Origin of the sequence: Shewanella sp. 4t3-1-2LB (assembly GCF_017368415.1) — a bacterium.
GTDB lineage: Bacteria > Pseudomonadota > Gammaproteobacteria > Enterobacterales > Shewanellaceae > Shewanella > Shewanella fodinae.
In genome coordinates this window covers 71753-85396 of record NZ_JAFNJD010000011.1, presented here as the reverse complement: position 1 = coordinate 85396, position 13644 = coordinate 71753, and the positions used below count along the sequence as shown (strand labels likewise).

Annotated in this window: 14 protein-coding genes; 2 read left to right on the top strand and 12 right to left on the bottom strand. The window is 50.1% G+C overall.

The window, feature by feature from the left end:
• The 12 genes from J3L11_RS06350 to J3L11_RS06290 all read right to left on the bottom strand — a co-directional run.
• The coding region (locus J3L11_RS06350; protein ID WP_207570509.1) for a transposase at positions 1–353 on the bottom strand (353 nt) is incomplete at its 3' end.
• Positions 354–717: 364 nt separating this feature from the next.
• Complete coding sequence (locus J3L11_RS06345) at positions 718–1209, bottom strand: DUF2199 domain-containing protein (RefSeq protein WP_207570508.1); 492 nt, start codon at positions 1207–1209, stop codon at positions 718–720.
• A 436-nt stretch (positions 1210–1645) separates the two neighbouring features.
• Entirely contained in the window at positions 1646–2053 is a 408-nt protein-coding gene (locus J3L11_RS06335; RefSeq protein ID WP_207570507.1) for a hypothetical protein, read from the bottom strand.
• Between the two features lie 527 nt (positions 2054–2580).
• The gene (locus J3L11_RS06330; RefSeq protein ID WP_207570506.1) at positions 2581–3381 is read right to left on the bottom strand and encodes a UDP-2,3-diacylglucosamine diphosphatase; all 801 of its coding nucleotides are present in this window, start codon (positions 3379–3381) and stop codon (positions 2581–2583) included.
• Positions 3382–3481: 100 nt separating this feature from the next.
• Positions 3482–3730 carry a hypothetical protein gene (locus tag J3L11_RS06325; RefSeq protein WP_207570505.1) on the bottom strand — a complete coding sequence of 83 codons (249 nt, stop codon included), beginning with the start codon at positions 3728–3730 and terminating at the stop codon, positions 3482–3484.
• A gap of 11 nt (positions 3731–3741) precedes the next feature.
• The gene (locus tag J3L11_RS06320) at positions 3742–4368 is read right to left on the bottom strand and encodes a hypothetical protein (protein WP_207570504.1); all 627 of its coding nucleotides are present in this window, start codon (positions 4366–4368) and stop codon (positions 3742–3744) included.
• Between the two features lie 131 nt (positions 4369–4499).
• Positions 4500–5717: an NADH:ubiquinone reductase (Na(+)-transporting) subunit F gene (gene nqrF, locus J3L11_RS06315; RefSeq protein WP_207570503.1), complete on the bottom strand. Its 1218-nt coding sequence runs from the start codon at positions 5715–5717 to the stop codon at positions 4500–4502.
• Positions 5718–5735: 18 nt separating this feature from the next.
• Positions 5736–6344 carry an NADH:ubiquinone reductase (Na(+)-transporting) subunit E gene (gene nqrE, locus J3L11_RS06310; RefSeq protein WP_133040381.1) on the bottom strand — a complete coding sequence of 203 codons (609 nt, stop codon included), beginning with the start codon at positions 6342–6344 and terminating at the stop codon, positions 5736–5738.
• A gap of 9 nt (positions 6345–6353) precedes the next feature.
• Entirely contained in the window at positions 6354–6974 is a 621-nt protein-coding gene (locus J3L11_RS06305; RefSeq protein ID WP_207570502.1) for an NADH:ubiquinone reductase (Na(+)-transporting) subunit D, read from the bottom strand.
• Positions 6971–7744, bottom strand: coding sequence for a Na(+)-translocating NADH-quinone reductase subunit C (locus tag J3L11_RS06300; RefSeq protein WP_207570501.1), 774 nt, complete (start codon positions 7742–7744; stop codon positions 6971–6973). Before J3L11_RS06300 ends, J3L11_RS06305 begins: the two co-directional genes overlap by 4 nt.
• Entirely contained in the window at positions 7731–8942 is a 1212-nt protein-coding gene (locus J3L11_RS06295) for an NADH:ubiquinone reductase (Na(+)-transporting) subunit B (RefSeq protein ID WP_207570500.1), read from the bottom strand. The genes J3L11_RS06300 and J3L11_RS06295 overlap by 14 nt, the downstream gene beginning before the upstream one ends.
• Positions 8942–10306 (bottom strand): Na(+)-translocating NADH-quinone reductase subunit A, encoded by a 1365-nt coding sequence (locus tag J3L11_RS06290; RefSeq protein WP_207570499.1) that lies wholly within the window; start codon positions 10304–10306, stop codon positions 8942–8944. Before J3L11_RS06290 ends, J3L11_RS06295 begins: the two co-directional genes overlap by 1 nt.
• A gap of 542 nt (positions 10307–10848) precedes the next feature.
• Here J3L11_RS06290 and J3L11_RS06285 point away from each other — a divergent pair.
• Entirely contained in the window at positions 10849–11115 is a 267-nt protein-coding gene (locus J3L11_RS06285) for a chaperone NapD (protein WP_189618626.1), read from the top strand.
• A gap of 25 nt (positions 11116–11140) precedes the next feature.
• Positions 11141–13624: a nitrate reductase catalytic subunit NapA gene (napA, locus tag J3L11_RS06280; RefSeq protein WP_207570498.1), complete on the top strand. Its 2484-nt coding sequence runs from the start codon at positions 11141–11143 to the stop codon at positions 13622–13624.
• The last annotated feature ends 20 nt before the right edge of the window (positions 13625–13644 follow it).

Here is a 13644-nt window from a genome sequence, read left to right as displayed (position 1 = left end):
TCTTGCTGCTCTACCGATTTAACGGGTACAAAGTGAATGTCTGGGCGAGAAAACGCCTCACATATTGCCCTCGCATCGTTGGCATCATTCTTTTGCCTTCCAACGAATGGTTTAACATGTTGTGCGGGGATAAGGGCAATCTTAAACCCCATTCCTCGGAAGATCCTAGCCCAGTGATGTGATGTTGCACACGACTCCATGGCAATAGTCGTCTTTTCAGGCAATTGACGGATGGTATCAAGTAAAGAGCCTCGGTTTACTTTCCGATTGGATAAAATCGAATCAGAGGAACTCAATACGCATACTTGAAAAGAATTTTTGGCTAAATCAATCCCAACGACCTTGATAGACATGTTCATTACTCCTGTTCTGACTGTACCTAAAGTTTGGTACAGCGACGCTAGAAAGGAGGTGCGTCCATCACATCAAAGCCGACGTAATCTCATATCCATCTACACATATTCCATTTTTGTAGAGTTCCGACTGTATTAGCTTCTCGTGATCGGCTTCTAAATCGTATACCTTTACAGCGAAATTATCTCCCTCTACCTTGGTGAATGCAGACATTTGGCAGCCACCAAGCAATACAAGAACAATACTCCAGAAAATTCCCCTCAAAGCTTCGACCTCGTGAATTTATAACGCCGTCAACAGCGGCCGAGCGTAGCGAGGTCCAGCCCCGAAGGGGCGATGCTGCTTGGCTTTGTTAGCAGCTTTTCAATGCTGCATGACTTGATGAACGATTTCATGCACGCGCTCCATAGTGATGCCATTCTGCTGTTCATTTGACAGCGGATGATCTGATGGCTGAATTTGAATAAGCGGAACAACACCCACCGGTTGAATTTGAACATTAGTTTTGAGGTGAAGTGTGTCCGGATAGCTAGGTAGCTTTGTCATAAGCCACCCGAAATATGGCTCTGCCTTTTCTCTACCTTCCAATTCCCAGCATTCACACATTTGATCAAAACTCTGTTCGCTAAGCGAAACCCAAACAGACCAAATAAATACCTCGCCTGTATCAGTGACTGGTAGCTCGATATGCCCTCTCACGAAGAAATGTTTGCCATCAACAATACATTGGTCTGCGTTTTCTTCGACGCGCCTATCATATTCATTCTCAGGGACCATGAGTAAGGCTGGGGAGTTGCCACCAAAACACATTGGCACTTCTCCAAGATCACAATTACATACTTTGCATTTGCTCATATCTATAGACTGCTAACGCCCCAAAAAGGGGCGATAATACGTGGGCTAAAATACGGAACGAAGTGACGGGAGCCCACGTGTTATTGTCCCGTTTACTTGGTTTGTTAGGTATGCATTACTGCGCATTATCCAGTGCTAATTTCACTGCTTCAAAAGAGTCTTTGCCTACTTCCCGTTTTGGAATCACAAACGCTGTTGCGGGAGTGTTATAAATGAAAATATAGTCCTCATTACTTTCTATTTTCTCCAGCGCGTCCCAAGTAAACTAGCTGCTACTATTAGCCGTTGACTCACCTACACCAATATCAGAAATAACAACCTTATGTTCGCAAAAAACTTCCTTTTGAAATACCTCAGAACACTTCCTAGCGTATCGTTTGTATGCAAACAGCGGAAAACGCAAGCGAAGCGAGTGGTTTTCCGCTGCTTTAACTTGTTAAATGCCATTTTGCTCACGTTTAGCATGTTGTTTAATCTTTGGCATTTGTATTTGCAGCCAAATAAATAGTGGTACTAGTGGAACGAATGCTAACCAAGATTGCATTTGAAAAGCCCAAAAGTACACAAACCAACCTTGAGCAACAATCAAACCCAATAGCTTTAACCAACGCGAAAAAAGCATTAAATCGCCCATTGCTGCTAATGGTAACCCAAAACAAAGCGCCCCCAAGCCATACAGCCAAAGGTTGAAGTTTACAGATGATTCAATCAGGCCAACATCAATGGCAATGCCAAAAAATAAAGGGAATAAAACCAGCATCATGACAGTTGTAAGAAAGTGCTCATTACGTCTGTGCTTTGCTTGAGCTTTATTTTTCTCTGCAAGTTTCTCTAATGTATCCATGGCATTTAACAGTGTTTAGACGACAAAATGTCGGAATATATCACGACATTTTGTCGTTCTTTTATGATTAATTATTACCCACTTTATGCGCTTATCTGCATGAAAGCAATCAATAATATTGCAGTTTTCTCGGAAGAATTATTGCGTGAAAAACGACAGATTTATACGGCTTATGAGCAAAAAACGACATCCGGCAGATACTGCAAATTTAACCAGTAATTTTAGGCATAAATGACGATGGCGGACGGTAAAAACACTGGCGGTTCTGGTAGATAGTTTGCGCAAAAATCCTCTGAATAACGCTCGAAATAATAACGATTGGACTGACCTGCAGGAAACGCAGCCACCAATGAGCCTAGGCGAATTTTTCAGTGTAAGTTTAATGAGGGCCTGCGTAAGTTCCCAAGTATCGATAAACCAAGGCGAGCCGCCCCGCTGGTTTATTGAGTGAAAACCCAAGCACGCAACATAGCAAACTCGCTTGGAGCGTATAGGCCGCTAACCGCCCACATCAACCTCTGGCTAGCTCAGACCACGGTCTGCTGTGGTATTAAGCGTGACAAGGGTCTTTCCACCTCGCTGTAATGACACAGCTCCAACCGTCCATCACGATGTTCCAGCACCGCCGTACAATTCTCCACCCAGTCGCCAGTATTGATATACAGCTGCCCTTGCAGATATTGCAGTTCTGGATGATGTATATGACCACACACCACCCCGGCCACCTGTGCGTTTGTTGCCCGTTGCAATGCCGCTGTACGAAAACGCTGCATGGCTGACTCCGCTTTGCTAGAACACTGCTTTAAGGTACGCGCCACTGACTGGTAAGGTAGCCCGAATAATCGACGTCCAGCATTCCACACGCGATTCAGCAATAGCACCAAGTCGTAAGCATTATCACCTAGCCATGCATCAAAGCGGCTGGCACACAGCTGGCGATCAAATTCATCACCGTGGATCAGCAGTAATTTACCGTGGGAGGGACTGTCGTAAATGTATTCACGGTGGACTTCTATTTTGTCTACCAAGCCGCCATCAAATCGCCGCATTGTGGCATCGTGATTACCAGGCACATAAATCACGCGTGTCCCGCTGTGGGCTTTATCCACCAGCAATTGAAACACCTGTTGATGGGCAGCAGGCCAGTACCAGCGACGATTAAGTGCCTGCATATCAATGACATCACCCACAAGAAACAGAAAGTCGCTGTGATGTTGTTTGAGAAAGCTCAAGAGATAATCGGCGCGGCAGTGTTTCTCGCCAAGATGAAGATCCGATAGCCAGATCGCCCGGCAATAGCGGTTGGTTGAAGTTGTGGCTGAGGTCATGGTGGGGTCCTGTACCTGACTTAATTTCAACAGGCGCAGATTAGCCCCTAGGTTTGACGCGCTTGTTACCGAGGCTTGATGGTTTTATGACAATATCAACCTAGCCGTTGCCAACCACTCGAGCTTCAGAAAAGCCATAGCCATAGTGGGACGATAAGGCAACCGAGGGTGAAACGATAATGAGTAAACTACTGAGATAACAGCCACTTTGTGAATGACCGTGTTGGCAGGTTCCGGCTGGCAACCCTGCGACATATTGTGCCGCAAGCGTCCGGTGGACGAGCCCATATTGCGAAGTGGTTGAATGTGGATGCACCGCGCTATCAATCGTTGGCACAATCAACAACACCAAGTGTACCTCTAGCGGATTGCAAGGATAGCGTGGCGATTGGCATTAAAGGCCATCCGGTATCCAAACAGGCCGTTGTCATTATTGTCAGCCGGAATGCAGTAGTGAAAACCGCCATCAGCGCCAGAGACCGCCAAGTTGCGGCCAAAATCATCGATAAACTGCCGCAACTGCGCTTTGCTGTCGGATTCAAAATACCCAAGGCATAGGTCGTCATTGCAAGCTAATTGGTAGTGGTTAAGGTACTGACTTTGGGGGCGTTGCTGCACTAACGCATTAAGCTGTACTTCTAACGCAGTGGCGGCCATCGATTTATTCATCTCAGCAAGATGTGTTACCAACTCACTGTAACTTGACGAATGCAGCACCCGCTCCAGCAGACGGCTATCAACTCGCTGCCCTCGATGTACCAGTTTGGCAAAGTTAAAACGTCGCGGATTGATCTCCCGAGTACGATCTGCGGCCGGTATCAGCGGTAAATCATCAACGTCCGCTGTCTGAGCAACCGTTGCCGCAAGGGACGCTGGTTCACGGTGCTGTAACCATTGAGGAACGGCATTGCTGTTCTTTATCTGGATTAACATTACGACTAACAACAATGCCAAAACGATGTAGGCAAAATCGTTCATTAGTTTCATCAACAAGTCCTTTTGTCTGAAACGACTGTGACCTTTGGGCACATTTCCAAGACACTATTCTTCCGTGAAAAGCCGTAATACACAAGTTCAGGTGTCGAGAGTAACCAGACCGCGGCACCTGAGAACATCACTTAGCCACCAAAGTCATCCAGTAAGATGTTGTCACGTTCGACCCCCAGGCTTTCCAGCATGGAGATCACTGAGCTATTCATAATCGGCGGGCCGCACATGTAGTACTCACAATCTTCCGGCGCTTTGTGGTGCTTGAGGAAATGCTCGTACACGACATTGTGAATAAAGCCGGTATAGCCCTGCCAGTTATCCTCAGGCAAAGGCTCCGACAAGGCGATATGCCATTCGAAGTTTGGATGGGTGCGCGCCAGTTCATCAAAATCTGCCTGATAGAACACTTCACGCAAGGAGCGCGCGCCATACCAGAAGGTCATCTTGCGTTGAGTTTGCCGCGATTTCAGTTGGTCAAAAATATGTGAGCGCATGGGAGCCATGCCGGCACCACCACCGATAAACACCATTTCGGCATTGGTGTCTTTGACGAAAAATTCACCGAATGGCCCCGAGATTGTCACAGTATCTCCCGGCTTCAGATTAAAGATATAGGATGACATCTGCCCTGGAGGAATCTCAGGCTTAGGCGGTGTCGCAATGCGCACATTCAGCATAATGCGACCTTTTTCTGCCGGGTAATTCGCCATCGAATAGGCACGCATCACCGGTGCGGTGACTTTCGATACCAGTTCAAACAGCCCGTGCTTTAGCCATTCATCGCGAAATTTTTCATCAATATCAAAGTCACGGTAATGTACTTCGTGGGCAGGCGCTTCAATCTGGATATAACCACCGGCTTTGAAGTTCACCTCTTCGCCCTCCGGTAATTTCAGTAGCAGCTCTTTGATATAGGTGGCGGTATTGCGGTTAGACAGCACCTGACATTGCCATTTACGGACACCGAAGATCTCTTCTTCCAGCTCCAGTTCCATATCATTTTTTACGGCCACCTGACAGGCGAGCCGACAGCCGGCCTTGGCGTCTTTTTTGGTGATGTGTTCCATCTCTGTTGGCAAAATATCGCCGCCACCAGACTTGATAACCACCCGGCACTGGCCGCAAGTACCACCGCCACCACAGGCTGAGGGCACAAAAATCTCTTTGGAGGCCAGCGCCGCTAACAGCTTACCACCGGCGGCGACGGTAACACTTTTGCTGGCATCACCATTAATGGTCAACTGCACATCGCCGCTTTGTACCAAACGGCTTTTAGCAAACAGGATCAACGCCACCAGCAAACACACCACTAAGGTAAACATGCCGATGCCAATTAACATTTCCATCTGTATGCTCCTTTGCGGTTACAGGGTGATGCCAGCAAAGGCCATAAAGCCTAGCGCCATCAGGCCGGTAGTGATAAAAGTAATGCCAATGCCTTGCAGATTCTTAGGGATAGCATTGAATTTCAGCCGTTCGCGGATGCCCGCCAGCAGCACAATCGCCAGCGCCCAGCCACTGCCAGCGCCAACCCCAAACACAATGGATTCGCCAAAGTTGTAGTCGCGGTTAGCCATAAAAATCACCCCGGCAAAAATGGCGCAGTTCACCGTCAGCAATGGCAGAAAAATCCCCAAGGTCTGATACAGCACCGGCACGTAGCGATCCAGTACCATTTCGAGGATCTGCACCAACGCAGCGATAACACCGATAAAGGTGATCAGTTGCAGATAGCTCAGGTCCAGATTGGGCAATCCGGCCCAGGCCAGTGCTCCTGGCTTCAGCACATAGCTGTAGATCAGCTGGTTCAGCGGCACCGCCAATACCATCACCACAATTACCGCTATCCCTAAGCCAAAAGCGGTCGACACTTTTTTCGACACTGCCAAAAAGGTACACATGCCGAGGAAGAATGACAGCGCCATGTTGTCGATGAAGGTCGCCTGAATAAACAGATTGAGATAGTGTTCCATAACGCCTCCTTAACGCTGCCGGTTGCGGGCGATGTTGATCAGCCAAATAAGTACACCGATCAGAAAAAACGCGCTCGGCGGTAACTTGAACATCTCGTTGGGCAGATACCAGCCACCATCGGCCACGGTTTGCAGCAACTGCTTACCAAACAGCGTACCAGCGCCCAACAGCTCGCGCACAAATGCTACCGACAACAGAATAAAACCGTAACCTGCCGAGTTGCCCAGCGCATCCAGCACCGCCAGATGCGGCGGTTCTTTCATGGCAAAGGCTTCGGCGCGCCCCATCACAATGCAGTTGGTAATAATCAAACCAACAAACACCGACAGCTGTTTTGACAGTTCGGGGGCCAAATCCTGCAACACCATATCCACCACAATCACCAGCGAGGCGATAATGGTCATCTGTGCGATAATACGTACGCTATTGGGAATAAGATGGCGGATAAGCGAAATAAACAGGTTGGAGCAGACCACCACAAAAGTCACCGCCAAGGTCATCACCAAAGCGGTCTGCATCGAATTACTGACGGCCAATGCAGAGCAAACACCTAGCACCTGCATCGCCACTGGATTATTGGCAAACACTGGCTGCCACAGCAGCTCGCGCGTGGTTAATGTTGCACTCATTTCGCCGCCTCCATTGCTGGCAGTTTGGTAAGCAGTGGCGCAAAACCCTCGTCACCGAACCAGAAGCTGATCATATTCTGTACCCCGACACCCGTGCGGGTGGCCCCACTGACGCCATCAATACCATTAAGATCGCCAGGCTTAGCGCCACCTTTGACGATCTTTAGCGCCAATTTGCCGTCAGCATCAAACAGCTGCTTACCACGCCATTTCTGACGCCAGTCTTCGTGATTGATAAAATCGCCGATCCCCGGCGTTTCGCCGTGTTCATAGAACACCACGCCTTCGATAGTATTGAGATCCGGCTTCAAGCCAATAAAACCATAGATGATTGACCACAAGCCTTTGCCATAAATTGGCAGTACCCAGCTCTGTAGCTGGCCTTGCGCATCATGCACCCGAAAAATGCGGATCTGGTTAGCGCGGGTTTTGATACGGGCGGTATCTTTGGCAATCTTGCTGGAGTGTTCTGGATTGATGGCAGCCATGCGCTCGTCATAATCCAGCAGGTCCTCCTGGGGAATCGTCTGTCCATCCGCCAGTGTCACCAGCATGGGCGTGACCCGTGCGCTAAACAGGGTTTTGAAATTACTGTTGTCGCTCGGAATATCGGCGGCCAGCAGCACATTCTGCATCAGCTCATTGCGCTGCTTTGCTAACTTGCGCTCTTTCAGCACGCCCGCCGTGCCGGTGATCATAAACGAGCACACTAGACACAGTACGATGGTGAACAAGAAGGTTCCGGCGACACTGTCTTTATTGAAGGCCATTGCGCTTGATCCTCCGTCTGATGTTAAAACGCGCCACCAACGAGTCCATTAACGGCGCCCACAAGTTAGCAAACAGGATGGACAGCATAATGCCTTCCGGCATTTTGACGTTAGCAACGCGGATCACCACGGTCATAGCGCCAACCAGCACGCCAAACAACCATTTACCGGGACGGGTGTAAGCGGTAGTAACCGGGTCAGTTGCCATAAACATCATCCCTAAGGCAAAACCGCCAGTGACCAAATGCCAGGTCCAAGGCATCGCCGTCCAGGCACTGCGACTATTGCCTAAATAGTTGAACAACAGCGTGGTCGCTATCATCCCCAGCATCACCCCGGCAACAATGCGCCAATCTGCCAGTCGCGTCAGCAGCAACAAAGCACCACCTAACAAAATCGCTAGGGTGCTGGTTTCTCCCACCGCTCCGACCTCAAAGCCGAGAAATGCCTGCCACCAATTGCTATCGCTGAACGCCTGATACCAGTGGTAATCGGTAAAATGCAGTTTATTGGCCGCTACCTGTGCCAGCGTGGTGGCACCAGAATAACCATCAACCGCCACCAACTGGGCACTGCTGGTGACTTCTGAGGGATAGGCAAAGTAGATAAACGCCAGCCCTGCCAGTGCCGGATTGAGGAAGTTGTAGCCCATGCCCCCAAACAACTCTTTGGCCACCACCACGCCAAAACTGACGCCCAGCACCACCAGCCATAAGGCAATGTGCGCAGGCATACACAGGCTGAACAGCAACGCGGTGACAAAAAAGCCCTCATGCAATTCTTGGTGACGCACCTTGGCAAACACCATTTCCCACAGCAAGGTGGTGAGCAAGGCACTGAAGTAAATCGGTAGGAAAAAACTCAAACCATAGGTAAAGGTGCTAAAAAAACCAGACTCTACGCTCAGAGGGCCAAACACTGATGTAAACAGCGACGCTTGCCACCCACTGGCGGCCGTAGCTCCGGCTATTAACGCCAGTTTGGCCTGTAATCCAGTGTTATAAATACCGAACAAAATAGCGGGTAATAGACACAAGCCTACCAGTGTCATAGTACGTTTAACGTCGATGGCATCGCGCACATGCACGGCATCCTGAGTGCTGCCGCCATGACCGATAAACAAGGAGCGGAAGAAGTCGCGGATAGTTGAACCCGGTGCGTAGTAGGCGTCCTGAATTTCCGACTTGGACTTTTTCATCAGCCTTCCCTCTCAATAATGGTCAGGCAGGCCCGTAATTCCTGACCGTAATCATACTTACTGGGACACACAAAGGTGCACAGTGCCAGATCTTCTTCATCCAGTTCCAGCGCACCTAACAACTGGGCTTCGTCGGTATCGCGCACCACCAAGTCCCGCACCAGCAGTGTCGGCAAAATATCCAGCGGCATCACCCGATCCAGTTGTCCAAATGCCAACATGGCACGTTTGGCACCACCGCTATGGGTGGTCATGGCAAACAGCTTACGTGGCAAAAAACGCGACAACACCGCACCGGTCACCGAAAACAGATCTTTCCCAGGACGTACCCACGGCAATACGCTGGCACGGTGATCTTCTTTAAGCACTGAGACTTGAGGCCGAAAACGGCTGAGATAATCCAGTTCAGCCACCGCCTTGAAACCGCCCAATACGGAGCCAGAAACTACCCGGCAGAGTTCCGGCTGCTGCAGTTCTCCGGCAAGCAACTCACTGACACAAGCGCCGCTAATGGTGCGCAACAACCGCGGATTGCGCACCTGCGGCCCCGCCAGTGAGATTACTCGACTGTTATCCAACTCCCCGGTGGTGAACAACTGTCCGATAGCGATAACATCCTGATAGCCGATATGCCAAACCTGTCGCTCCAGCGTGACCGGCAGCAGATGATGGATGTGAGTGCCCACCAACCCGGCGGGATGCACCCCGGCAAAACGCCAGCTTTCCACTTTAGGTAAATCAGCCCCCGGTAAGGCCTCAGGCTTGCCGTCTTGGCATAAAAACAATTTACCGTCAGTTAGATGCGCCAATACCTGTAGGCCAGCCACAAAATCATCAGCGGCGGCGTTAATAATCGGCCGGGGATCAGCGGCTAACGGATTGGTATCGGTTGCAGTAATAAAAATGGCGGCGGGAACACTGCCGGGTTTAGGGGCGCGCGAGAAAGGTCGGGTGCGCAGCGCCACCCACAGCCCACTTTCCAGCAACTTCTGCTGCACCGCGTCACGGCTCAGTGCTGTCAAATCGGCTTCAGCACCAAAATTGATATAGTCATCGCCCTCCAGCGTAATCACCACCGACAGCAGGACGCGCCGATCTCCACGATTAATAGCGCTAACCACGCCGCTGGCCGGTGCGGTAAAACGCACCCCAGGGTTACTCTTATCTTCAAACAGTGGCTGTCCTTTGCGAACGCGCTCGCCTTCTTCCACCAGCATGGTCGGTTTCAGGCCCACATATTCGTGTCCCAACAAAGCCACCCGCGACACCGGCTTGGCCACATCCACTATTTGCTTGGGGGCACCCGCGATGGGCAAATCCAGCCCTTTGCTAATCGTGATAACACGCTCGGTTAAACTCGACATAGCGTTTGCTCTCATGATTTTTAATTCATCCAATGCTATAGAATCGCTGACTAAATTACCGCCAACTGCATCACACTAGAACGATACATGTAATATAAATACGTAAATTTTTAAATTTATGCGGCAACAACAACTTAAATTAACCTTAAAAGGTAATAAATTTACGTTTTAAATTTCCAGAAATGCTGAACAGAAAGGTACAAACAGAGATGGGCGCCTCCCTGGCATCATTGCTGTCTTTTCCATAACTCATCGGCTAAAACTCAACAGCTAGTAAGATAAGCCGGGTTTATGACGCTTTAATGCAACCATAACGGCATTAACATCCGATTGCCGCCATCACAACCCTCAATACCCGATAATTTGAAAAATTGCGAACAGGATCACTATGAAAATTATGATCTCGATCGCCTATCCCCCGGATTACCTCTTGCGGGGTATATCTCTCTAACTTTGCTAAGTTCTAGACTTTTCGCACATACCGCTTCTAGGCCAATCGCCAACCTTTGGCAAGCCACGGAACTCCGCGAAGGTAGTTGAATATGTATCAACCGTTAACTCAGGAATACCACATAACCAGTCTGGTGATCCATGCTGATCCCGGTCATATCGGTCAGGTTAGTGCTGATATTTCGCGGCTATCCGGCACCGAAATCCATGCCAGCACCCAAGAAGGCAAGTTAGTAGTCACTATCGAAGCGGATAACCAGCAATCCGTCCTTGAGCAAGTGGAAACCATCAACCGACTGCCGGGCGTGTTGTCCAGCAGCCTTGTCTATCACCAGGTTGAAACCTTCAGCCATTCATAACGATCATAAAAAACGAGGAAACACTATGAGCATAAGTCGCCGCGAGTTTCTAAAAGCCAATGCCGCTGTTGCCGCGGCCTCGGCCATTGGCGCCACGCTGCCAGTGAAAATTGTTGAAGCTGCTGAACACAGTGACAATATCAAATGGGATAAAGCCCCATGTCGCTTCTGTGGTACCGGTTGTTCGGTACTGGTAGGCACCCGTGATGGCAAAGTTGTCGCCACCAAAGGGGACCCGGAAAGTCCAGTAAACCGTGGGCTGAACTGCATCAAAGGCTACTTCCTGTCAAAAATTATGTATGGAAAAGATCGTCTGACCACGCCACTGCTGCGAATGAAGGACGGCAAGTATGACAAAGAAGGGGAATTCACCCCGGTCAGTTGGAATACTGCTTTTGATGTGATGGCAGAAAAGTGGAAACACGCCCTTAAAACTAAGGGCCCCACCAGTATTGGTATGTTCGGCTCTGGTCAGTGGACCGTATGGGAAGGTTATGCGGCGGTCAAACTGCATAAAGCCGGTTTTCTCACCAACAACATCGACCCTAACGCCCGTCATTGCATGGCCTCGGCCGTGGTTGGTTTTATGCGTACCTTCGGTATTGATGAACCGATGGGCTGTTATGATGACCTAGAAGCCGCCGACCACTTTGTGCTGTGGGGGGCCAACATGGCGGAGATGCATCCGGTACTGTGGGCGCGCTTATCTGACCGGCGTTTAAGTAATCCCAACAGCAAGGTACATGTGCTGTCCACCTTCCAGAATCGTTCCTTCGACCTGGCGGATAACCCGATTGTGTTCAAACCACAATCCGATTTGGTCATCCTCAATTTTATCGCTAACTACATTATTCAGAATGGCGCAGTTAACCAAGATTTTGTCAGCAAACACACTCACTTTGCCAAAGGCGTAACCGACATAGGTTATGGACTGCGGCCAAATCATCCGCTGGAACAAAAAGCGAAAAATCCAGGCAACGGTAAATCCAGCCCGATAACTTTTGAAGAATACGCCCAGTTTGTCAGCAGCTACACGCTGGAATATGCCGCCAAGATGAGTGGCGTTGAGCCAGAAAAACTGCTCGAGCTGGCAAAAGCCTATGCCGATCCCAACATCAAGGTGATCAGCCTGTGGACCATGGGCATCAACCAGCATGTGCGTGGTGTATGGGCAAACAATATGCTGTACAACCTGCATCTGCTGACTGGCAAAATCTCCACTCCTGGTAACAGCCCCTATTCATTAACCGGTCAACCCTCAGCCTGTGGCACTGCACGCGAAGTGGGTACCTTTGCCCATCGTCTGCCCGCCGATATGGTGGTGACCAATGACAAACACCGCGCCATTGCTGAAAAAATCTGGCAGTTACCAGAAGGCTCGATCCCGGCTAAACCGGGTTACCATGCGGTACTGCAAAGCCGCATGCTAAAAGATGGCAAGCTCAACTGTTATTGGAGCATGTGTACCAACAACATGCAGGCTGGCCCCAACATTAACGAAGAGATTTATCCCGGCTTCCGCCATCCAGAAAACTTTATCGTGGTGTCCGATCCCTATCCAACGGTGACGGCCATGACCGCCGATCTGATCCTGCCAACCGCTATGTGGGTGGAAAAAGAAGGCGCCTACGGTAATGCCGAACGCCGCACGCACATGTGGCATCAGCAGGTAAAAGCCCCACAAGGCGCCCAGTCTGACCTGTGGCAACTGATGGAATTTGCCAAACGTTTCAAAGTGGCCGAAGTGTGGCCTGCCGAACTCGTAGCGAAGAAACCGCAATACGCCGACAAAACCCTGTTCGATGTGCTGTTTGCTAACGGGGTGGTCAATAAATTCCCGGTCAGTGACTGCCAAGCCGCGCTCAATGATGAATCACAGCACTTTGGTTTTTACGTGCAAAAGGGCCTGTTTGAAGAGTATGCCAGTTTCGGTCGCGGTCATGGTCATGATCTCGCCGACTTTGATGCTTACCACGCCAGCCGCGGTTTGCGTTGGCCCGTTGTAAACGGTAAGGAAACACTACGCCGCTTTGTTGAAGGTGCAGATCCTTATGTAAAAGCTGGCAGCGGTTATCAGTTCTACGGCAAACCGGACGGCAAAGCGGTGATCTTCGCCCTGCCCTATGAACCGGCGGCAGAAGAACCGAACGCAGAATACGATCTGTGGATGAGTACTGGCCGCGTGTTGGAACACTGGCACACCGCGACCATGACCGCCCGAGTACCAGAGCTGTACCGCGCTTACCCGGATGCACAGATATTTATGCACCCGGAAGATGCCAGCGCGCGTGGGCTGAAACGCGGCGATGAAGTGGTAGTCGCCTCATCTCGCGGTCAACTGAAAACCCGTGTTGAAACGAAAGGCCGTAATAAACCGCCTCGTGGCGTGGTGTTTATGCCGTTCTTTGACGCACGGCAGTTGGTGAATAAGTTGATGCTGGATGCCACCGATCCGCTGTCAAAAGAAACCGACTTCAAGAAATGCCCAGTGAAAGTCATGAAAGCGTGAATGACAGCGCAGCAAACCGC

Coding starts and splice junctions, on each gene's coding strand:
- J3L11_RS06345 (WP_207570508.1), bottom strand. CDS start 1,209: ATGAGCAAATGCAAAGTATGTAATTGTGATCTTGGAGAAGTGCCAATG.
- J3L11_RS06335 (WP_207570507.1), bottom strand. CDS start 2,053: ATGGATACATTAGAGAAACTTGCAGAGAAAAATAAAGCTCAAGCAAAG.
- J3L11_RS06330 (WP_207570506.1), bottom strand. CDS start 3,381: ATGACCTCAGCCACAACTTCAACCAACCGCTATTGCCGGGCGATCTGG.
- J3L11_RS06320 (WP_207570504.1), bottom strand. CDS start 4,368: ATGAAACTAATGAACGATTTTGCCTACATCGTTTTGGCATTGTTGTTA.
- nqrF (WP_207570503.1), bottom strand. CDS start 5,717: ATGGAAATGTTAATTGGCATCGGCATGTTTACCTTAGTGGTGTGTTTG.
- nqrE (WP_133040381.1), bottom strand. CDS start 6,344: ATGGAACACTATCTCAATCTGTTTATTCAGGCGACCTTCATCGACAAC.
- J3L11_RS06305 (WP_207570502.1), bottom strand. CDS start 6,974: ATGAGTGCAACATTAACCACGCGCGAGCTGCTGTGGCAGCCAGTGTTT.
- J3L11_RS06300 (WP_207570501.1), bottom strand. CDS start 7,744: ATGGCCTTCAATAAAGACAGTGTCGCCGGAACCTTCTTGTTCACCATC.
- J3L11_RS06295 (WP_207570500.1), bottom strand. CDS start 8,942: ATGAAAAAGTCCAAGTCGGAAATTCAGGACGCCTACTACGCACCGGGT.
- J3L11_RS06290 (WP_207570499.1), bottom strand. CDS start 10,306: ATGTCGAGTTTAACCGAGCGTGTTATCACGATTAGCAAAGGGCTGGAT.
- J3L11_RS06285 (WP_189618626.1), top strand. CDS start 10,849: ATGTATCAACCGTTAACTCAGGAATACCACATAACCAGTCTGGTGATC.
- napA (WP_207570498.1), top strand. CDS start 11,141: ATGAGCATAAGTCGCCGCGAGTTTCTAAAAGCCAATGCCGCTGTTGCC.